General features: G+C 75.6%; 16 protein-coding genes. 12 read left to right on the forward strand and 4 right to left on the reverse strand.

Annotation, left to right across the window (positions count from 1 at the left end; all coding sequences use genetic code 11):
• A complete protein-coding gene (gene pheA / locus HNR08_RS09620) occupies positions 1 to 948 on the forward strand; it encodes a prephenate dehydratase (protein ID WP_146833097.1) in 948 nt (315 codons plus the stop codon).
• A 14-nt stretch (positions 949 to 962) separates the two neighbouring features.
• Here pheA and HNR08_RS09625 read toward each other — a convergent pair whose 3' ends face one another.
• A complete protein-coding gene (locus HNR08_RS09625) occupies positions 963 to 2,141 on the reverse strand; it encodes a diacylglycerol/lipid kinase family protein (protein WP_146833094.1) in 1,179 nt (392 codons plus the stop codon).
• Between the two features lie 123 nt (positions 2,142 to 2,264).
• On the opposite strand from HNR08_RS09625, the gene serS reads away from it, so the two are divergent.
• The 6 genes from serS (at position 2,265) to HNR08_RS09655 (ending at position 9,073) form a co-directional block, all read left to right on the forward strand.
• Positions 2,265 to 3,569 (forward strand): serine--tRNA ligase, encoded by a 1,305-nt coding sequence (gene serS / locus HNR08_RS09630; RefSeq protein ID WP_146833091.1) that lies wholly within the window; start codon positions 2,265 to 2,267, stop codon positions 3,567 to 3,569.
• Entirely contained in the window at positions 3,566 to 4,393 is an 828-nt protein-coding gene (locus HNR08_RS09635; RefSeq protein ID WP_146833088.1) for an HAD family hydrolase, read from the forward strand. The genes serS and HNR08_RS09635 overlap by 4 nt, the downstream gene beginning before the upstream one ends.
• Before the next feature lie 114 nt (positions 4,394 to 4,507).
• Entirely contained in the window at positions 4,508 to 5,521 is a 1,014-nt protein-coding gene (locus tag HNR08_RS09640; RefSeq protein WP_146833086.1) for a LacI family DNA-binding transcriptional regulator, read from the forward strand.
• A 112-nt stretch (positions 5,522 to 5,633) separates the two neighbouring features.
• A complete protein-coding gene (locus HNR08_RS09645) occupies positions 5,634 to 7,022 on the forward strand; it encodes an ABC transporter substrate-binding protein (RefSeq protein ID WP_146833083.1) in 1,389 nt (462 codons plus the stop codon).
• Positions 7,023 to 7,109: 87 nt separating this feature from the next.
• Positions 7,110 to 8,099, forward strand: coding sequence for a carbohydrate ABC transporter permease (locus tag HNR08_RS09650; RefSeq protein WP_146833080.1), 990 nt, complete (start codon positions 7,110 to 7,112; stop codon positions 8,097 to 8,099).
• Entirely contained in the window at positions 8,096 to 9,073 is a 978-nt protein-coding gene (locus tag HNR08_RS09655) for a carbohydrate ABC transporter permease (RefSeq protein ID WP_146833077.1), read from the forward strand. Before HNR08_RS09650 ends, HNR08_RS09655 begins: the two co-directional genes overlap by 4 nt.
• Here the strand turns inward: HNR08_RS09655 and HNR08_RS09660 are convergent.
• On the reverse strand, positions 9,015 to 10,301 hold the full coding sequence (locus tag HNR08_RS09660; RefSeq protein ID WP_246802902.1) for an MFS transporter: 1,287 nt from the start codon (positions 10,299 to 10,301) through the stop codon (positions 9,015 to 9,017). The two genes, HNR08_RS09655 and HNR08_RS09660, sit on opposite strands and share 59 nt — an antisense overlap.
• Before the next feature lie 54 nt (positions 10,302 to 10,355).
• On the opposite strand from HNR08_RS09660, the gene HNR08_RS09665 reads away from it, so the two are divergent.
• The 3 genes from HNR08_RS09665 (at position 10,356) to HNR08_RS09675 (ending at position 13,158) form a co-directional block, all read left to right on the forward strand.
• The gene (locus HNR08_RS09665; protein WP_146833071.1) at positions 10,356 to 10,856 is read left to right on the forward strand and encodes a MerR family transcriptional regulator; all 501 of its coding nucleotides are present in this window, start codon (positions 10,356 to 10,358) and stop codon (positions 10,854 to 10,856) included.
• 95 nt (positions 10,857 to 10,951) lie between these two features.
• Positions 10,952 to 11,836 carry an EamA family transporter gene (locus HNR08_RS09670; protein WP_146833348.1) on the forward strand — a complete coding sequence of 295 codons (885 nt, stop codon included), beginning with the start codon at positions 10,952 to 10,954 and terminating at the stop codon, positions 11,834 to 11,836.
• Positions 11,837 to 11,946: 110 nt separating this feature from the next.
• The gene (locus HNR08_RS09675) at positions 11,947 to 13,158 is read left to right on the forward strand and encodes a Fic family protein (protein WP_146833068.1); all 1,212 of its coding nucleotides are present in this window, start codon (positions 11,947 to 11,949) and stop codon (positions 13,156 to 13,158) included.
• Between the two features lie 18 nt (positions 13,159 to 13,176).
• Here HNR08_RS09675 and HNR08_RS09680 read toward each other — a convergent pair whose 3' ends face one another.
• On the reverse strand, positions 13,177 to 13,728 hold the full coding sequence (locus HNR08_RS09680; protein ID WP_371862354.1) for a bacterial proteasome activator family protein: 552 nt from the start codon (positions 13,726 to 13,728) through the stop codon (positions 13,177 to 13,179).
• 18 nt (positions 13,729 to 13,746) lie between these two features.
• A complete protein-coding gene (locus HNR08_RS09685) occupies positions 13,747 to 14,730 on the reverse strand; it encodes an NAD(P)H-quinone oxidoreductase (RefSeq protein ID WP_146833065.1) in 984 nt (327 codons plus the stop codon).
• A gap of 149 nt (positions 14,731 to 14,879) precedes the next feature.
• Between HNR08_RS09685 and HNR08_RS09690 the strand changes: the two genes are divergently transcribed.
• Both HNR08_RS09690 and HNR08_RS09695 read left to right on the forward strand, forming a co-directional pair.
• Entirely contained in the window at positions 14,880 to 19,046 is a 4,167-nt protein-coding gene (locus tag HNR08_RS09690; protein ID WP_146833062.1) for a sensor histidine kinase, read from the forward strand.
• A 49-nt stretch (positions 19,047 to 19,095) separates the two neighbouring features.
• Positions 19,096 to 19,545 (forward strand): roadblock/LC7 domain-containing protein, encoded by a 450-nt coding sequence (locus tag HNR08_RS09695; RefSeq protein WP_146833059.1) that lies wholly within the window; start codon positions 19,096 to 19,098, stop codon positions 19,543 to 19,545.
• The last annotated feature ends 1 nt before the right edge of the window (position 19,546 follow it).

Here is a 19,546-nt window from a genome sequence, read left to right on the forward strand (position 1 = left end):
ATGACCGGCCGCCCCCGCTACGCCTACCTGGGCCCCGCGGGCACGTTCACCGAGGTGGCGCTGCGGCAGGTCGCGAGCCCGGACGAGGCGGAGTACCTGCCGCAGGCCGACGTCGTCAGCGCGATCGAGGCGGTGCGCAACGGGGAGGCCGACCACGCGGTCGTCGCGATCGAGAGCACGATGGAGGGCGGCGTCACCGCGACCCTGGACGCGCTCGCGGTCGGCACGCCCCTCGTGCTCCAGCGCGAGGTGCTGGTGCCCGTGGGGTTCACCCTGGTGGGCCGCCCCGGCGTCGGGCTGGCGGGCGTGCGCCGGGTCGCCGCGCACCCGCACGCGTGGGTGCAGTGCCGCCGCTGGCTGGCCGCGCACCTGCCCGAGGCCGTGCACGTGCCCGCGTCGTCGAACACCGCCCCCGCCGCGCGGCTCGCGGAGGCCCCGGGTGACGCGCTCGACTTCGACGCCGCGCTCGTGCCGCCGGCGGCCCCCGCGCACTACGGGCTCGACGTGCTCGCCGAGGGCGTCGCGGACAACCCGCACCTGGTCACCCGGTTCGTCGTCGTCGGCCACCCCGGGGACGTCCCGCCGCGCACCGGCGCCGACAAGACCACGCTCGTCGTGCACCTGCCGTCGAACGAGGCCGGCGCCCTGCTCACCATGCTCGAGCAGTTCGCCGCCCGCGGCGTGAACCTGTCCCGGATCGAGTCGCGGCCGATCGGCGACTCCCTCGGGCGGTACTCGTTCTCGATCGACGCCGAGGGGCACATCACCGAGGAGCGGATGGGCGAGGCGTTCATGGGCCTGCACCGGGTCTGCCCGCACGTGCGGTACCTCGGCTCGTACCCGCGGGCGGACGGGGTCGCGGCGGACGTGCACATCGGCACGGCGGACCCGGACTTCCGGACCGCGCGCGAGTGGCTGCGCTCGGTCCGCGGCGGCGAGAGCGTCTAGCTCGCTGTCCGGCCTCAGGCCTGCGCGACCCGGACCACGAGCGCAGCGGGCTCGACCCGGGCGGACAGCTCGGTCACCTGGCCGAGGACGTCGCCGTCGACCTGGACGTACTCGCCGCCGGCCACCGACAGGTGCACCTCGCGGGCCCGGGCGTGGTCGATCCGGCCGATCTTCGCGGGCAGCTGGTTGCGCACGCCCACGCCCTGCAGCACGACCTCGCCGAGCAGCTGGGCCCAGCCGGCCACGCCGCCGCGGGTGTCGATCGCCGCGACGTCGAGCCAGCCGTCGTCCAGCACCGCGTCGGGCAGCAGGGTGATCCCGCCCGGCAGGCGCCCGCAGTTCCCGATGAGCAGGCTGCGGACCCGCGCGGGGGTCGCCGGCTCGTCGTCCAGGCGGACCACGGTGCGCAGCCGCCGGCCGTGCAGGTGCTTGATGCCGGCGACGAAGTAGGCGACCCAGCCGACCTTGGCCTTGAGCTGGTCGTCGGCGTCCGCGACCATCGCCGCGTCGAACCCGATGCCCGCGATGACCAGGAAGATGTGGTCGCGCGGCTGGTCGGTGTCGGCGGGCAGGTCGTCGGCCGCCTCGGCGATGTCGTCGTCCACGTCGGACTCGAAGCGCAGGACGCGCAGCCAGCCGACGTCGATCGTGCGGTCGGTGCCGTCCAGCGCGACCTGCAGCGCCGCCAGCGGGTCGCCGATCGGGATGTCGAGGTTGCGGGCCAGCAGGTTCCCGGTGCCGACCGGGATGAGGCCCATCGGGACGCCGGTGCCGACCAGCGCCTCGGCGACCGCGCGCACGGTGCCGTCGCCGCCGAGGGCCACCACGACGTCCGCGCCCCGGGCGACCGCGTCCTTGGTCTGCCCGATGCCGGGGTCCTCGGGGGTCGTCTCCAGCCAGAGCGGCTCGGGGAGGTACTGCTCGGCGCACGCCCGCCGGACGGTCGCGCGCAGGTCCGGGACGTCGGGCTTGGACGGGTTCGCGACGAAGGCGACCAGCGGCCGGCGCGGCTCCGGGTCCGCCTCGGAGGCGCCGGACGCCCCGACGGCGGGCGCCGGCACCGTCCCGAGGGCGCGGCCGAGCCGGCCCGCCCGGCGGTCGCCGGCGGTCACCCGCCGGGCCCCCACGGCGACCACCAGCGCGACGACGGACAGCACGACGGCGGCGACGGCCAGCCACCCCTCCCAGGTCATGCGACGAATCTACGCAGGGACCCGGCACCCGCGCGCGCCCGGTCACCCGCGGCGGGCCGGTGGGCGCGCCGCGGCGAGCGGGCGCGGGGGAGACCCGGGGGCGGGGTCGGTAGGCTCGGCGACGTGATCGATCTCAAGCTGCTGCGGCAGGACCCGGACGTCGTGCGCGCGAGCCAGGTGGCGCGCGGGGACGACCCGGGGCTGGTGGACCAGGTGCTCGACGCGGACGCCCGGCGCCGCGCCGCGCTGACCGACTTCGAGACGCTCCGCGCGGAGCAGAAGTCCCTCGGCAAGCAGGTCGCCTCCGCGCAGGGCGAGGAGAAGCAGGCCCTGCTCGCGAAGGCGAAGACCCTCGCGGAGCAGGTCAAGGCGCTGCAGGCCGACGCCGACGCCGCCGACGCGCTGGCCGCCGAGCTCGCCCGCCGGATCGGCAACGTCGTCGAGGACGGCGTCCCCGCGGGCGGCGAGGACGACTACGTCGTGCTCCGGCACGAGGGCACCCCGCGCGACTTCGCCGCCGAGTACGGCGCGGACTTCGCGGTCCGGGACCACCTGGAGCTCGGCGAGGGCCTCGCGGCCATCGACACCGAGCGCGGCGCGAAGGTCTCCGGCGCGCGGTTCTACTACCTCACCGGCATCGGCGCCCGCCTGGAGCTCGCCCTGCTCAACGCCGCGGTCGACCGCGCGCTGGCGGCCGGGTTCACCCCCGTCATCACGCCGACGCTGGTCAAGCCGGAGATCATGGCGGGCACCGGGTTCCTCGGCGCGCACGCCGACGAGATCTACCGGCTGGAGGCCGACGACCTGTACCTGGTCGGCACCAGCGAGGTCGCGCTCGCGGGCTACCACTCGGGCGAGATCCTCGACCTGTCGGGCGGCCCGCTGCGGTACGCCGGCTGGTCGGCCTGCTACCGGCGCGAGGCCGGGTCGTACGGCAAGGACACCCGCGGCATCATCCGGGTGCACCAGTTCCACAAGGTCGAGGCCTTCTCCTACACGACCGTCGAGGACGCCGCGGACGAGCACCGCCGCATCCTCGGCTGGGAGGAGGAGATGCTCGCGCTGGCGGGGCTGCCGTACCGGGTGATCGACACCGCGGCCGGCGACCTCGGGTCCAGCGCGGCGCGGAAGTTCGACTGCGAGGCGTGGCTGCCGAGCCAGCAGCGCTACCTGGAGCTCACCTCGACGTCGAACTGCACGACGTTCCAGGCCCGCCGCCTCGGCGTGCGGGAGCGCACCGCCGACGGCGAGGTCCGGCCGGTCGCGACCCTGAACGGCACGCTCGCGACGACCCGCTGGATCGTGGCGATCCTGGAGAACCACCAGCAGGCGGACGGCTCGGTGCGGGTGCCGGAGGGGCTGCGCCCGTACCTGGGCGGCCTGGAGGTGCTCGAGCCCACGACGCCCTCGGGAGGCGGATCGCGATGACCCACCCGCGCACCGTGGCGGGCACGCTCGTCGCGCTCGACGTCGACGGCACGCTGATGACCTACGACGGGGTCGTCTCGCCCGAGGTGCGCGCGTGCGTCGCGTCCCTGCGCGAGGCCGGCGCCCACGTCGTCCTGGCCACGGGGCGCTCCGTGGTCGCGACCGTGCCCGTCGCCCGGGACCTCGGCATCGAGGAGGGCTGGGCGGTGTGCTCGAACGGGGCCGTGCTCGTGCGCCTCGACCCGGAGCAGGCCGAGGGCTACGCCGTCGAGGAGATGACGACGTTCGACCCGGAGCCGGTGCTGCGGGTGCTGCAGCTGGAGCTGCCCGACGCGTACTTCGCGGTCGAGGACCTCGGCCGCGGCTTCCGGGTGAGCCGCCCGTTCCCGGACGGCGAGCTCGGCGGGGAGCAGCGGGTGTCGACGTTCGCGGAGCTGTGCGCGAGCCCGGCGACCCGCGTCGTCATCCGCGACCCGGGCAGCACGCCGGAGGAGTTCCACGCGCTGGTGGAGCGGGTCGGCCTGCACCAGGTGTCGTACGCGGTGGGCTGGAGCGCGTGGCTCGACCTGACCCCCGGCGGGGTCTCCAAGGGCAGCGCGCTCGAGGACCTGCGGCGGCGGCTCGGCGTGGAGCCGTTCGCGACGGTGGCGGTCGGCGACGGCGGCAACGACGTCGAGATGCTGCGCTGGGCGGCCCGCGGCGTGGCGATGGGGCACGCGCCGGAGCACGTCCGGGAGGCGGCCGACGAGGTCACCGGCACCATCGCGGACGACGGCGTCGTGGACGTGCTCCGCAGCATCGGCCGGGACACGGATCCGCGGTAGCGCTCCCACGACGGGAGGGCGCTCTCCGCGCGCTGACCTGCGGAAGCGCTCCCACGGTCGGCGGTCGCCCGGAAGGGTGGACCCGGGGCCCGCGCGCGGAGCACAATCCCCGCCATGGCGCACGGCATCGTCGACGTGGCCCGGGCGGCCGGGGTGTCCACCGCGACGGTGTCGCGCGCGCTGCGCGGCCTGCCGAACGTCACGGCGGCGACGCGCGAGCGGGTGCGCCGGGCGGCCGACGAGCTCGGGTACGTCCCCTCGCCGTCCGCGGCCTCGCTGGCCTCGGGCCGCACCCGGACGATCGGGCTGATCACCCCGTGGGTCGCGCACTGGTTCTTCGCGAACGTCATCGAGGGCGCGGAGCGGGCGCTGCGGGTCGAGGACTTCGACGCCCTGCTCTACACGTTCGAGGTGAACCGGGAGGTCCGCCGGATGCGCGTGGACCCCGACGTGCTGCGCCGGCGGGTGGACGGCGTGCTCGTGGTCGGGCTGCCCCTGGAGTCCGAGGAGGTCGAGGCGCTGGAGGCCCTGGAGTACCCGCTGGTCTTCGTGGGCGCCGGGGCCCCCGGCCGGGTCACCGTCGGCCTGGACGACGTCGCGACCGCCCGGACCGCCGTGGCGCACCTGGCCGACCTCGGGCACCGCGCGATCGCGCACCTGTCCGGGGAGCCGGACGACTGCCTGCCCTGGTCGCCGGCGGTCCGGCGCGCGCAGGGCTGGCGGGCGGAGATGACCGCGCGCGGGCTCGCGGTCGACGGCCTCGAGATCCACGGGCACTTCGACGTCGCGGGCGGGCGCGCCTCGATGCACGCGCTGCTCGACCGCCGCCCCGACGTGACGGCCGTGTTCGCCGCCTCGGACGAGATGGCGATGGGCGCGATCCTCGCGCTGCGCGACCGCGGGCTGCGCGTGCCGCACGACGTCTCGGTCGTGGGCGTCGACGGGCACGAGATGGGCGAGCACCTCGGGCTGACGACGATGGTGCAGAACGCGCACGACCAGGGGGTGACCGCGGCCTCCATGCTCCTGGAGATGATCACGGGCGCGCCGGTGCCCCCGGAGGTCGTCTTCCCGACCGTCCTGGTGGAGCGCGGGTCCACCGCGCGGCCGCATGTGACCAAATCGTGACAAGTCCGATATGCCAAACCGGTTGTGCGTCCGGCATGTAAACGCTTGCATAGGTCCCACGCGCCGGGGCGGTCCCGTCTCGGCAGGCACCACGACGAGGTGGAGGCAACGCATGACCAGGATTCGTCGGCGCCGTGCAGGCGCCGTCGTGGCCGGCGGGATCGGGTTCGCGCTCGCGCTGACCGCGTGTGGCGGGAGCGACTCCGGCGACGACAGCACGGAGGGCGGCGGCGGCGAGACCGCCGCGAGCAGCATCGACTGCGCTCCGTACGAGGAGTTCGGCGACCTGAGCGGCACCACGGTGTCCGTGTACACGTCGATCGTCGAGCCCGAGCAGGCCACGCAGGAGGCCTCCTACGACCCGTTCGAGGAGTGCACCGGCGTCACCGTCGAGTACGAGGGCTCGCGCGAGTTCGAGGCGCAGCTGCTCGTCCGCATCCAGGCGGGCAACGCCCCCGACATCGCGTACCTGCCGCAGCCCGGCCTGCTGAAGACGATCGTCGGGGACTACCCCGAGGCGATCGTCCCCGCGCCGGACGCCACCGCGGCCAACGTGGACGAGTTCTTCTCGGAGTCGTGGAAGGACTACGGCTCGGTCGACGGGACGTTCTACGCGGCTCCGCTCGGCGCGAACGTCAAGTCCTTCGTCTGGTACTCGCCGGCCATGTTCGAGGACGCCGGGTACGAGATCCCGGAGACCTGGGACGACATGATGGACCTGTCGCAGCAGATCGTGGACGACGGCGCCATGCCGTGGTGCGCGGGCGTCGAGTCCGGTGACGCCACCGGCTGGGCCGGCACCGACTTCGTGGAGGACGTCGTCCTGCGCACCGCCGGGCCCGACGTGTACGACCAGTGGTACACGCACGAGATCCCGTTCAACGACCCGCAGATCAACGAGGCGTTCGACACCGCCGGGGAGATCCTCAAGAACCCCGACTACGTGAACGCGGGCCTCGGCGGCGTGGACTCCATCGCCACCACCCCGTGGACGGACGCGGGCTTCCCGATCCTCGACGGCACCTGCTGGCTGCACCGCGCGGCCAACTTCTACGCCACGCAGTGGCCGGAGGGCACCACGGTCGCCGAGGACGGCGACGTGTACGCGTTCTACCTGCCGACCAACCAGACCGACATCAAGCCGGTCCTCGGCGGCGGCGAGTTCGTCGCGGCGTTCAACGACCGTCCCGAGGTCCAGGCGTTCCAGACGTACCTGTCCTCCGCGGACTGGGCGAACGCCAAGGCCCTCGCCACCCCGGCCGGCGGCTGGGTGAGCGCCAACAACGGCCTCGACCCGGAGAACCTCTCCACCGACTTCGACAAGCTGTCGGCCGAGATCCTCGCGGACCCGAACGCCGTCATCCGGTTCGACGCGTCCGACCTGATGCCGGGCGAGGTCGGTGCCGGCACCTTCTGGACGGGCATCGTCAACTGGCTCACGGGAGCCTCCACCGAGGAGGTCACGGACGCCATCGAGGCCTCCTGGCCCGCCTCGTCCTGACCACGAGAACGACTGGCTGACGGCCTGCTCGGCCGGTGGGGGTGAGCCCCCGCCGGCCGGGCAGGCCGCCGTGGCTCGGAGGGGCACATGGACTGGCTGACGCAAGCAACGACACCGGGCGAGAAGTTCGCCCTGATGTTCATCGCGATCGCGCTGTTCGTGGTCGTGATGGGGGCGATCCTCTTCCTGGTCGACCGACCGAAGCGGATCCCCCGCTGGGTGGTGGCCGCGGCGTTCGCCGGTCCCGCGCTGCTGCTGCTCGCCTACGGGTTGGTGCGGCCGGCGCTGATCACGATCCGCGACTCGTTCTACGACAAGCAGGGCGACGACTTCGTCGGCGTGGACAACTACTCCCGCGCGCTGACCGAGGGGCAGTTCCAGGGCGTCCTGGCGAACACGGCGATCTGGGTGATCCTCGTCCCGCTCGGCTCGACGCTCATCGGGCTCGTGTACGCGGTGCTCGTGGACCGCACGCGGTACGAGAAGCTGGCGAAGGCGCTGGTCTTCATCCCGATGGCGATCTCGATGGTCGGCGCCTCGATCATCTGGAAGTTCGTCTACGAGTTCAAGCCGAACCAGCCGGGCGTGAAGCAGACCGGCCTGCTCAACCAGGTGCTGGTCTGGATCGGGCTGGAACCGCAGCAGTTCCTCATCAACTCGCCCTGGAACACCATGTTCCTCATCGTCGTCATGGTCTGGATCCAGACCGGCTTCGCGATGACGGTGCTGTCCGCGGCGATCAAGGCGATCCCGGACGACATCGTCGAGGCCGCGCGCCTCGACGGCCTGCACGGGCTGAAGATGTTCCGCTTCATCACCGTGCCGTCGATCCGGCCCGCGCTCGTCGTGGTCCTGACGACCATCGCGATCGGCACCCTGAAGGTGTTCGACATCGTCCGCACCATGACCGGCGGGCAGTTCGGCACCCAGGTGATCGCGAACGAGTTCTACACGCAGGCGTTCCGGCAGAACAACAAGGGGCTCGCCGCAGCACTCGCCGTGATCCTGTTCATCCTCGTGATCCCGATCGTCATCTACAACGTGCGCCAGCTGCGCAGGTCGGAGGAGATCCGATGACCTCGACACCCCCGCCTCCCGTGGTGCCCGTCGGCCAGGCGATCGACGAGGCCGCGTCGGGCACCGGCTCCACCTCGGTCGGCGAGCGCCGGCTCACGCGCCTCGAGCGCCGGGCGATCGCCACCAAGGGCAAGCTGTCGTCCCCGTGGGCGTCGTTCCTGGCGATCCTCATCGCGGTCCTGTGGACGATCCCGTCGATCGGCCTGCTCGTCACCTCGTTCCGGCCCGAGCTCGACATCCGCCGCTCCGGCTGGTGGACCGTCTTCGGCGACCTGTTCAGCGGCGACGCGGAGTTCACGCTCGACAACTACCAGCAGGCGCTGTTCGGGTCCGGCGCGAACCTGTCGACGTACTTCGTCAACTCGTTCGTCATCGCGATCCCGGCGGTGGTCATCCCGATCACCCTCGCGCTGCTGGCGGCGTACGCGTTCGCGTGGATCGACTTCAAGGGTCGCGAGATCCTGTTCGTCGCCGTCTTCGCGCTGCAGATCGTCCCGCTGCAGGTGGCGCTCGTGCCGCTGCTGACGGACTACGTGCAGCTCGGGGTCAACGGGTCGTTCTGGACCGTGTGGTTGTCGCACGCGATCTTCGGCCTGCCGCTGGCGATCTTCCTGCTGCACAACTTCATGAAGGACATCCCGGCCTCCCTGGTGGAGGCGGCCCGCGTCGACGGCGCGGGGCACGTGAAGATCTTCTTCCGGGTGCTCCTGCCGCTCCTGGTCCCGGCGATCGCGGCGTTCGGCATCTTCCAGTTCCTCTGGGTCTGGAACGACCTGCTCGTCGGCCTGACGTTCGCGTCCCCGCAGTCCCGGCCCCTGACGGTCGCGGTCGCGGAGATGGCGGGCACCCGCGGCGGCGACTGGCACGTGCTGACCGCCGGCGCGTTCATCTCGATGGTCGTGCCGCTGATCGTGTTCATCTCCCTGCAGCGGTACTTCGTGCGCGGTCTCCTCGCGGGGTCCGTGAAGGGCTGAGCGTCGCGGCGCCCTCGGCGCGTCCGGCGCCCCGGTGCGGCAGGTCCGCGCCGGGGCGCCGTCGCGTCCGGGACCGGGCCCGGGCCTGCGCGGCCAGCAGGACCGTGGCCAGGGCCGCCACGGCCGCCGCCGGCAGGGGGAGCGCGTCGAGGCCGCGCGCGCCCACGACCGCGCTGCCCGCCGCCGCCCCGACCGCGATGCCGAGGTTGAACGTCACAGGGATCAGCGTCCCGGCCGTCGAGCGGAGCCGCGGGCCCGCGGCGCGCAGGATCGCGGTCTGCGCCAGCGGCGGGAACGCGCCCGTCGCCAGGCCCCAGACGGCGACGACCGCCAGGTCCGCGGCGAGCGCCCCGCGGGCCGTGCCGAGCACCGCCAGCACGACCGTGACCACGCCCGCGGTGACGACCAGGGCCGGGACCGTCCGGGCGTCGGGGAGCCGGCCGACCAGCGCCGTGCCGACCGCCGAGAGCACGCCGAACGCGAGCAGCAGGCCGCTCAGGCCGCCCGGCGTGCGCGCCGCGGTGCCGGCCAGGAGCGGGGCGACGAACGTGTAGACCGCGTAGTGGCCGACCAGCAGCAGGCCGCCGAGCGCGGCGGTCACGACGACCGGGCGCAGGGCGCCGGCCGGGACGGGGTCACCGGGGGCTTCGGCGGCCGGGGGCGCCGGGCGGACCACGACGAGCACGGCCGCCGCCGCGAGCACCGATGCCGCCGCCACGCCCGCGACGCCGGCGCGCCAGCCCCAGGCCTCCGCCGCCGCGGCCGCCGCCGGCACGCCCAGCACGGTGCCGAGGGTCGCGCCGCCCAGCACCACCGCCACGGCCGGGGCCAGCCGCTCCGCCGGCACCAGCGCGGCGCTGTGCGCGTTGACCGTCGCCCACAGCAGGCCGCACGCCGCCGCGCCCACCAGCCGGGAGCCGAGCGCGACGCCGAACGTCCCCGCCACGGCCGTGACCGCGCTCGCCGCGCCGAGCACCAGCACGGCGGCGGCGATCACGCGGCGCGAGTCGAACCGCCGGGTCAGGCGGACCAGCGGGAACGTGGCGAGCACCAGGGTGAGCGCCCACGCGGACACCAGCAGGCCGGTCCGGTCCTGCGGCACGCCGAGGTCCGCGCTCATCGCCGGCAGGACCGCCGTGGGCAGCATCTCGGCGGCGACCACCGTGAAGGTGACCGCGCCGAGGGTCAGCAGGCTCGGCCAGGGGAGTCGGTGGGTCGTCGGGTCCATGTCCCGGACCGTAGAGTTTGACATCAGTGTGAAGGTCAAGAGGGGAGCACGGACGTGCGGATCGGGGAGCTCGCCGAGCGCACCGGGGTGTCCACCCGGCTGCTGCGGTACTACGAGGAGCAGGGGCTGATCGCGCCGGAGCGGTCCGGCAACTCCTACCGCTCCTACGCCGAGGCCGACGTGCCGGTGGTGCGGCGGATCGCGCTGCTCATCCGGTCCGGCGTGCCCACCCGGCTGATCCGGGCGCTGCTGGACCTCGAGCGCGCGCAGGCGACCCGGTCCGCGGCCGCGGTCGCGGAGGCGTGCCCGCGCGGTGTGGCCGAGCTGTTCGCCGCGGAGCTGCACGACCTCGAGGCGCGGATCGCCTGCCTGACGCGGAGCCGGGACACGATCCGGGACTTCCTCGCGCTGACCGAGCACGCGGCGCTGGTGCACGAGGGGGGTGCGGGGGCCGGGCCCGCCGCGCGGGCTGGTGCGGGCGCCGCCGACGGCGGGGTGCCCGACCTCGGGGTGGGCGGGCAGATCGCCGTCGCCGGGCGGGTCGGGGCGCGGTGAGCGGGTCGACCACGTCCGCGTCGTCCGCCGCCGGGGCCCCGCCCGCCGTGCCGCCCGTGCCGCCCGTGCCGGCCGGGGGCGGCGTGCTCGGGCGGGTGCCCGCGCCCGCGCTGTTCCTCGTCTCCGGGCTCGCGCAGTACGGCGGCGCGGCGCTCGCGGTCGCGCTGTTCGCGGTGGTGCCGTCGCCGACCGTCGCGTGGCTGCGGATCGCGGTCGCCGCGCTCGTGCTGCTGGCCTGGCGGCGCCCGTGGCGGGCGCGGTGGACCCGCGCGGACCTGCTCGCGGCCGCCTTGTTCGGCGTGGTGCTCGCCGCGATGAACGTGTCCTTCTACGTGGCGATCGACGTGCTGCCCCTGGGCACCGCCGTCGCGATCGAGTTCCTCGGGCCGGTCGCGGTCGCCGCGGTCACCGGGCGCACCTGGCGCGAGCGGCTCGGCATCGTCGTGGCCGCCGTGGGGGTCGTGCTGCTGGCCGGGGTCGAGCTGAGCACCGGGGGCGAGGACAGCGTGCGCGGGCTGGTGGCGATCGGGATCGCCGCGGCGTGCTGGGCGGGGTACATCCTGCTGGGGCGGCGGGTGGCGCAGGGGTCGCGGCGAGGGGACGCCGGGGCGCCCCGGCCGGACGGGATCACCTCGCTCGCGGTCGGCATGGCGGCGGGCGGGCTGGTGTTCGCGCCGTTCCTCGCCGGGTCCGCCGGTCCCGTGCTGCACGACGCCGGGCTGGCGGCCGCGGTGCTCGGGATCGCGGTGCTGTCGTCCGTCGTGCCCTACGCGATCGAGCAGGTGGTGCTGCGGCGGGTCACGGCGGCGACGTTCGCGGTGCTGCTGGCGATGCTGCCCGCCACGGCGGCGGTCGTCGGCGCGGTCGCGCTGCGGCAGTGGCCGCACGGGTGGGAGGTCGCGGGGCTGGCATGCGTGTCGGTCGCGATCGTGCTCACGGCCACGCGGCGCGCGCCCGCGGGTCGGGAGCGAGCCGCCTAGCCTCCCGCGGACGACCCGCGGCCCCCGGATCCTGCACCGCCAGAGATCCATGGTGAAGGAAACGCTGATATCCTTCAGCAAGCGGACCCGATGGTGAAGGAAGGCGACAGATGGCCGCCGATGGGCCTCACGACCGACCCTGGCCGCCGACCGGCTCCGAGGAGCGCGACTGGAACCCGGGCGAGCGCGTGCTGGCGCATCTCAGCGTCTTCGACCGGCACCGGATCCAGCGCCCCTACGCGGCGGCGACCCTGGAGCCCGTCGCCGACGCGACGGTGTCCCTGCCCCGGCAGACGCTCGCGCTGATGGAGGAGGGCACGCACGCGATCGTGCGGTTCGACGAGCACATGGCGCACCTGCCCGTGCCGATGCCGGCGGTCCTGCTGCGCACCGAGTCGGCGACCTCGTCGCAGATCGAGCACCTGACGGCGAGCGCACGCAACCTCGCGCTGGCCTCGATCGGGGTCTCCGACAAGAGGAACGCGGTGCTGGTCGCCGCCAACGTGCGCGCCATGCAAGCAGCGCTGGACATCGACGGCCCGATCGACGAGCACCTGGTGCTCGCCGTGCACGAGGCACTGCTGGTGGACTCCGAGCCGGACATGGTCGGCCGGTTCCGCGACCAGCAGGTCTGGATCGGTGGCGGCAGCTTCTCACCCCACGGTGCGGCGTTCGTCGCTCCGCACCACGACCGTGTCCCCGCGGCGATGGCCGACCTGGTCGCCTTCTCCCGGCGCGGCGACCTCCCGGCCCTGGCACACGCCGCGATCTTCCATGCCCAGTTCGAGACGATCCACCCGTTCGAGGACGGCAACGGACGCACCGGCCGGGTGCTGCTCCAGTCGGTCCTGCGCGAGCGGGGGCTGACCCAGCACACCACCGTTCCGGTGTCGGCGGGGCTGCTGACCGACACGGACGGGTACTTCCGCGCGCTCACGGCCTACCGCGAGGGCGACGTGGCGCCGATCGTCGAGCAGGTCGCACGGGCGGCGATGTCCGCGACCGTCAACGGACGCATCCTCGCCGGCGAGATCTCCGCGGTTCGCGAGGACTGGACGAGCAGGATCCGCGCGCGCCAGGGAGCGGCGGCGTGGCTCCTCGCCGACCGGCTGTTCACTCAGCCGGTGGTCAACGCCGACTGGGCGCGTGACGCCGTCGGGCTGTCCGACCGCACCGCACGCAACGCGATCGACACGCTGGTCAGCGCGGGCGTGCTCGCCGAGTTCAGCGCGGCCAGGCGCAACCGCGTGTGGCAGGCCAAGGACGTGCTCGCGGCGATGGACGCCTTCGCGGATCGGGCCGGCCGCCGCAGCACCGGATGACTGCCACGGGAGCCGGATCTAGAGGTACTGGCCCGGCCCCTGCTCCGGGTGCGGGTGGGCCGCGCCGGGCGCTCCCGGGGCGCCCGGGGGCATCGCGTGGCCGCCCGGCAGGGCGCGGCGCATCTGCGTGAGCTGCGCCTGGGCCGCCATCTGCTGCGCGACCAGGGCCGTCTGGATGCCGTGGAACAGTCCCTCGAGCCACCCCACGAGCTGCGCCTGCGCGATCCGCAGCTCCGCGTCGCTGGGGGTCTGCTCGTCCGCGAACGGCAGCGTGATCCGGTGCAGCTCCTCGATGAGCTCGGGGGACAGGCCGTCCTCGAGCTCGTGCAGGGAGCGCTCGTGCACCTCGGCGAGGCGGGCGCGGGCGGCCTCGTCGAGCGGGGCGCTGCGCACCTCCTCGAGGAGCTGCTTGATCATCGTGCCGATCCGCATCACCTTCGCGGGCTGGCCGACCGCGGACGACGGGTCGGCGGCGTCGGCCCCCTCGGCCCCCTCGGGCGCGGTCTCGTCGCCGACCACCACGATGCGCGGGACCCGGTCCCCGGTGCTGGACTCGCTCATGCGCGCCATCCTCTCGCGTCGGCCCGGTCAGGGCACCAGCAGCAGCTTGCCGAACACGTCGCCGGAGTCGAGCAGCCGGTGCGCGTCACCGGCCCGGTCCAGGGGGAGCCGGGCGTGCACGACCGGGCGGAGCCGGCCGTCCGCGAGCATCGGCCAGGCGCCGGCCCGCACGTCCGCGACGATCCGGGCCTTCTCGTCCAGCGGCCGGGCCCGCAGGGTGGTGCCGATGACGCTCGCGCGGCGGGCCATCAGCAGGCCGAGGTCGAGCTCGCCGCGGCTGCCGCGCTGGGTGCCGATGACGACCAGCCGCCCGCCGGTCGCGAGGGCCGCGAGGTTGGTGGCCAGCCCGCCGGCGCCCAGCACGTCCAGCACCACGTCCGCGCCGCGCCCGCCGGTGGCGGCCCGCACCGCGGCGGCGACGTCCTCGGACCGGTGGTCGACGACGACCCGCGCGCCGAGCTCCCGGCACCGCGCCGCCCGCTCCGGGCCGCCCGCCGTGGCGACGACGTCCGCACCGAGCGCCGCGGCGAGCTGCACCGCGACCGAGCCGACGCCGCCGGAACCGCCCTGGACCAGCACCGTCTCCCCGGCGCGCAGCCGTCCGGCGTCCACGAGGTTCGACCAGGCGGTGCACACGGCCTCCGGCAGCCCGGCCGCGTCCACCAGGTCCACGCCGTCCGGCACCGGCAGCAGGAGGGCGGCCGGCACCACCGCGAGCGTCGCGTAACCGCCGCCGGGCAGCAGGGCCGCGACGCGCGCGCCGAGCGGCCACGCGGCGGCGTCCGCGCCGGGGCCGTGGCCCGCGACGACACCGGAGACCTCCAGCCCGGGCCAGCCCGGCGCGCCGGGCGGCGGCGGGTAGCGGCCCTCGCGCTGGAGGAGGTCGGCCCGGTTGACACCGGCCGCGGCGACCCGGACCAGCACCTCGCCGGGCCCGGGCTCCGGGTCCGGCCGCTCGCCGGTCCGCAGCCGCTCGGGACCGCCCGGCTCCGGGACCTCGATCACGCGCACCCGGCGAGCCTACGCACGGTCCCGGGGCGGTGCGACGGGATGAATCCGCCGGTTGCCCTCATGTCGGGCGGAGGTCGCGCCGATGGAACTCGGACGGGAGCCCTCGCGCGGCTGCCGCAGGGGTGTCCAGGATCGGGAGGCAGGTCGACATGCTGCGCAGGCTCGGCATCCGCGCCAAGGTGCTCGCGGTCCTCGCGGTGCCCGTGCTCGTGCTGCTGGTCGCCGCCGGCTACATCGCCCTCCAGTCGGTCCAGGAGGCGCGCACCGCGGCGGCCGTCCGCGACGTCGTGTCGGTCATGCCGCTGTACTCCCGCGCGGCCGAGGCGCTCCAGCAGGAGCGCACGCTGTCCGTGCAGGAGGCGAGCGACTCCGCCCTCGGCGGCAACCTGACGATCTCCCGGTCCGCGACGGACGACGCCATCGGCGCCCTCGGCGTCGCGCTGCGCGGCCTCGACCTGTCCACCCTCGACACCCGCGTGTCCGAGGCGATCCAGGACGCGAGCAACCAGCACATCCGCCTGGTGGAGATCCGCGACCGGGTCGACGCCGGGTCGCTCCCGGCCTCGCTGGTGTCGAGCAACTACACGGACATCCTGTCCGCCGACAACGACGTGCCCGTGGTCGTGGCCGAGACGCTGTCCGAGCGGTCCCTCGCCAGCCGCATGTCCGCGTACGGCGCGATCGCCGACACCGTCGAGCAGGTGCTCCGCGCGCAGCCCGTCGCCGGCGAGGTGCTCGCGTCCAACGGCGCGGACCCCGCGCAGGTGCGGGAGCTCGCGTCGCTGTTCGCCGTCCAGGACGAGGCGCGCGACGACGCCCGGGCGCTCACCAACGGCCTGCGGCTGCCCGGCATCCAGCTCGCGTCCCGCGACGCCGACCTCACCGCCATGCAGCTGCAGCTCGCCTCGGGCAACGAGCTCACCGTCCGCGCCCTCGACCCGACCCGGTGGAACAGCCTGGTCAACGCCGAGCTCGCGTCCCTGCGCCCCGTCGGTTCCGAGGTGCTCACCTCCGCGGACGACCGCGCCGGCACGATCGCCGACCAGGCCCGCGACAGGGCCCTCATCACCGGCGGCATCGCGGCGGCCGCGGCCGCCCTGTCCATCCTCATCGCGCTCGTCGTCTCCCGCGGGATCGTCATCCCGATGCGGCGCCTGACCGCCGCGGCCGGCACGGTCCGCGTCGAGCTGCCGAAGCTCGTCGAGCAGGTGGCCGTCCCGGGCGAGACCCCCGACCTCACGCTCGCGAACATCCCCGTCGAGTCGCAGGACGAGGTCGGCCGGCTGGCCCAGGCGTTCAACGACGTGAACGCCACGACCATCCAGGTCGCCCGCGAGCAGGCCGCCCTGCGCGGCTCGATCGCCGAGATGTTCGTCAACGTCGCCCGCCGCGACCAGGTGCTGCTCGGCCGCCAGCTCGCGTTCATCGACTCCCTCGAGCGGTCGGAGGAGGACCCGGCCACCCTGGCCAACCTGTTCCGCCTCGACCACCTCGCCACCCGCATGCGCCGCAACGCGGAGTCGCTGCTCGTGCTCGCCGGCATCGACTCCGGCCGCCGCCTGCGCGAGGCCATGCCGCTGTCGGACGTGGTCCGCACCGCGTCGTCCGAGATCGAGCAGTACGACCGCGTGCAGCTCGACCTCGGCGCCGACCCGCTGATGCACGGCTTCAACGCCCTCGCCGCGGCGCACCTGCTCGCCGAGCTGCTCGAGAACGCGACGCTGTTCTCGGAGCCGGGCACGCCCGTCGTGGTCGCCACCTCCGTCGACGACGAGCATGTCCTCGTGCGGATCACCGACCAGGGCCTCGGCATGTCGCCGGACGAGCTCTCCGCCGCGAACACCACCATCTCCTCGACGTCGCCGACCGAGGCGCTCGGCGCCCAGCGCCTCGGCCTGTTCGTGGTGGCCCGGCTCGGGCAGCGCCTCGGCGCACGCGTGCGGCTGGAGCGCGCGCAGGGTTCCGGCGTGTCCGGCACGGTCGCGGTCGTCGAGTTCCCGGTCGCCCTGTTCACGTCGCACGACCCGGCGCTCGCCGGCGGCCTTCCCGGCGCCCGGCGCTCCGGCGCCCCCGCGACGGGGTCGCTGCCCGCGGTCGAGGCGCCGGTCGCGGTGCCCGTCGACCTGGCCGCGCTGACCGACGGCGCCACGACGACCGGCCTGCCGCGCCGCCGCACCTCGGGCGACGCCGCCGACCCCGCGGCGCCCGCCGCCTCTGCCGCGTCCGCCCGGTCCGCCGGGCTGCCCGCGGAGCAGGACGTGGTGCTGCCCGCGCCCGCCGAGGCCACGCTGGCGCCCGAGATCGCGGCCGAGGCCGGCGGGTGGAGCCCGCTCGTCGCGCCGGCCCCGAGCGCCCCCGGCGGGCTGCCGAGCCGCGGGCTGCCCGCGCGCGGCGCAGCCGCTGCCCCGGCCGGCCCGGTCGCGGACGCCGGCGAGGCCGGGCAGCCGGTCGCCGGCCCCCGCGCGGGGCTGTTCGCGGGCTTCCGCGGACGCGACGCGCTGCCCGCCGCGGCCCCCGGGGAGGACGTCGCCGGGGACGCGCCGGAGGTCCCCGAGGTCCCCGCGGTGCCCGCGCTCGCGTGGGCGCCGGACGACGCCGACGAGCCCGCCGCGGAGGCCGTGGCGCCCGTCGAGCCGCAGCCGCTGGTCGTGCCCGGCCTGGTGCCGGACGAGCCGCTGGACGAGTCCCGCGCGTGGGGCGACTGGGGGCAGGCCGCGCACGAGCCCGCCGAGCCGGTCGTCCCGGTCGTGCCCGGGCTCGCCGCGTGGGACGCCGACGCCCCGGGGCGCGCCGACGAGACGCAGGTGCTGCGGCCGGTCGCCGACGAGGCGGCGGAGCCCCCGGCCTCCGACGGCCTCGGTGGCCTCCCGGTCGCGTCGCCCGTGCTCGCGTCGCCGGAGCCGGAGCCGGAGCCGACGCCGGTGCCGTTCGGCGGGCTGCCCGCGGCCGGCTGGCTGCCCGACGCACCGGCGGCCGACGCGCTGCCGCTCGAGCCGGCTCCGCCCGCGCCGGCCCTGCCGGAGCCGGCCCTGCCCGCCCCGGCCCTGCCCGCCCCGGCCCCCGTCGCCGCCTCCGGCCCCGCGCTCCCGCCCGTGCTCGGCGCCGCGGCGTCCGAGGCGCCCGCGCCCCTGCCGGACTTCGCCACGCTGGTCCGCGGCGACGACCCGGCCGACGCGCCGGAGCCGGCCCGTCGCGGCCGGGCGCGCCGCTCGTTCTTCTCCTTCCGCCGCAAGGCCGCCGAGCGCCCGGAGACCCCCGCGGCCGCGCCGGTCGCCGCGCCCGACCCCGCGCGGGCGTCCGTCCTGCCGCCGCGCTCGGCCCGCGGCGCCCACGCCGGGCCGTCCGAGCCCGACGCCCCGGGGTCGCGCCCGCCGACCGCACCGCGCGGCATCCACGTCGCCGCGCTCGGCGCGCCGGTCGAGCCCGTCGAGCCCCTCGGGACCGGCCTGGCCCAGCAGCCCGAGCAGCCCGAGCAGCCCGAGCAGGCCGCCGCGCCCGCGGGCTGGCTCCCGTCGACGGGCTGGGCCCCGACCGAGGACGCCGTGCCCGCGCCGGCTCCCGGCCCCGCCCAGCCGGCGTGGTCCGCGCCCTCCGCGTGGTCCGCGCCCGTCCCGGACGCCCCGGCGGACGCGCCCGCCGTGGTCCTCCCGGAGCCTCCGGCGCTCGGCGCCTGGGCCCCGGAGGCGGGGACCGAGGCGGGCCCGTGGGCGGTCGCCCAGCCGCCCGCCGACGCCGCCGCGCCGCTGCCCACCCGCACCCGCGGCGAGGTCCCCCCGCCCGCCCCGGAGCCCGAGTCCGCCCCGGCGGCCGAGCGCCGCCCGCCGCGCGACATCAGCACCTGGGCGTCCGCCTGGTCCCCGCAGGGCCAGCCCGCCGTCCCGCACCCGGGGGCGCCGGGGTGGTCCGCCGGGGGCGAGCAGGACGCCGCGTCCTCCGAGCCGGCCCCCGCCGCCGGCCACGCGGGCGGCCTGGACGCCGAGGCCGCCGCGATGCTCGCCCTGCGAGCCGACATCCAGGAGCAGGCGTTGAGCGAGCTGAGCCAGCTGTCCGCGTACCGGCCGAAGATCGACACCCGGCCGGCCGGCGGCTCGCTCACGCGCCGCGTGCCCACGGCGATCCCCGCGGCGCCGGAGATCTCCGCCCCCGAGCCCGGCCGGGCCCCGGAGCGGGACGCCGACGGTCTCCGCGACCGCCTGGCCAGCTTCCAGTCCGGCAGCCGCCGGGGCCGTCGCGCCCTGGCGGACGCCGATCCCTCCGGCACCGTGCCGGAGCAGCCCGTCGAGCACGATCAGCAGCAGACGTCGCCGTCATGGTGATCCGAGTTCCGCAGCCGCCCACCGCGCCTGCACCACGTCAGGAGGATGTGTGACCACCCTCAGCACCGAGGCCGCCAACTTCGGCTGGCTGCTGGACAACTTCGTCCGGACCGTGCCCGGCACCCGGCACACGCTCGTCGTGTCCGCGGACGGTCTGCTGATGGCGATGTCCGAGCAGCTCGACCGGACCAGCGGCGACCAGCTCGCGGCGATCGTCGCCGGCATGTCCAGCCTGACCCGCGGCGCCGCGCGCCAGCTCCGGGCCGGGGACGTGCGGCAGGCCATCGTCGAGATGGACAACCTGTTCCTGTTCCTCATGAGCGTGTCGAACGGCTCCGTGCTCGCCGTCGTGGCGGACGCGACCTGCGACGTCGGCCTGATCGGCTACGAGATGGCGATGCTCGTGTCGCGCACCGAGGCCACGCTCACCCCGCAGCTCATCACCGAGATGCGCGGCAGCCTGCCCGTCGACGGCGCGACGCGCGCTCCCACCATGTGAG

The sequence above is a fragment of the Cellulomonas hominis genome (assembly GCF_014201095.1).
Lineage (GTDB): Bacteria > Actinomycetota > Actinomycetes > Actinomycetales > Cellulomonadaceae > Cellulomonas > Cellulomonas hominis.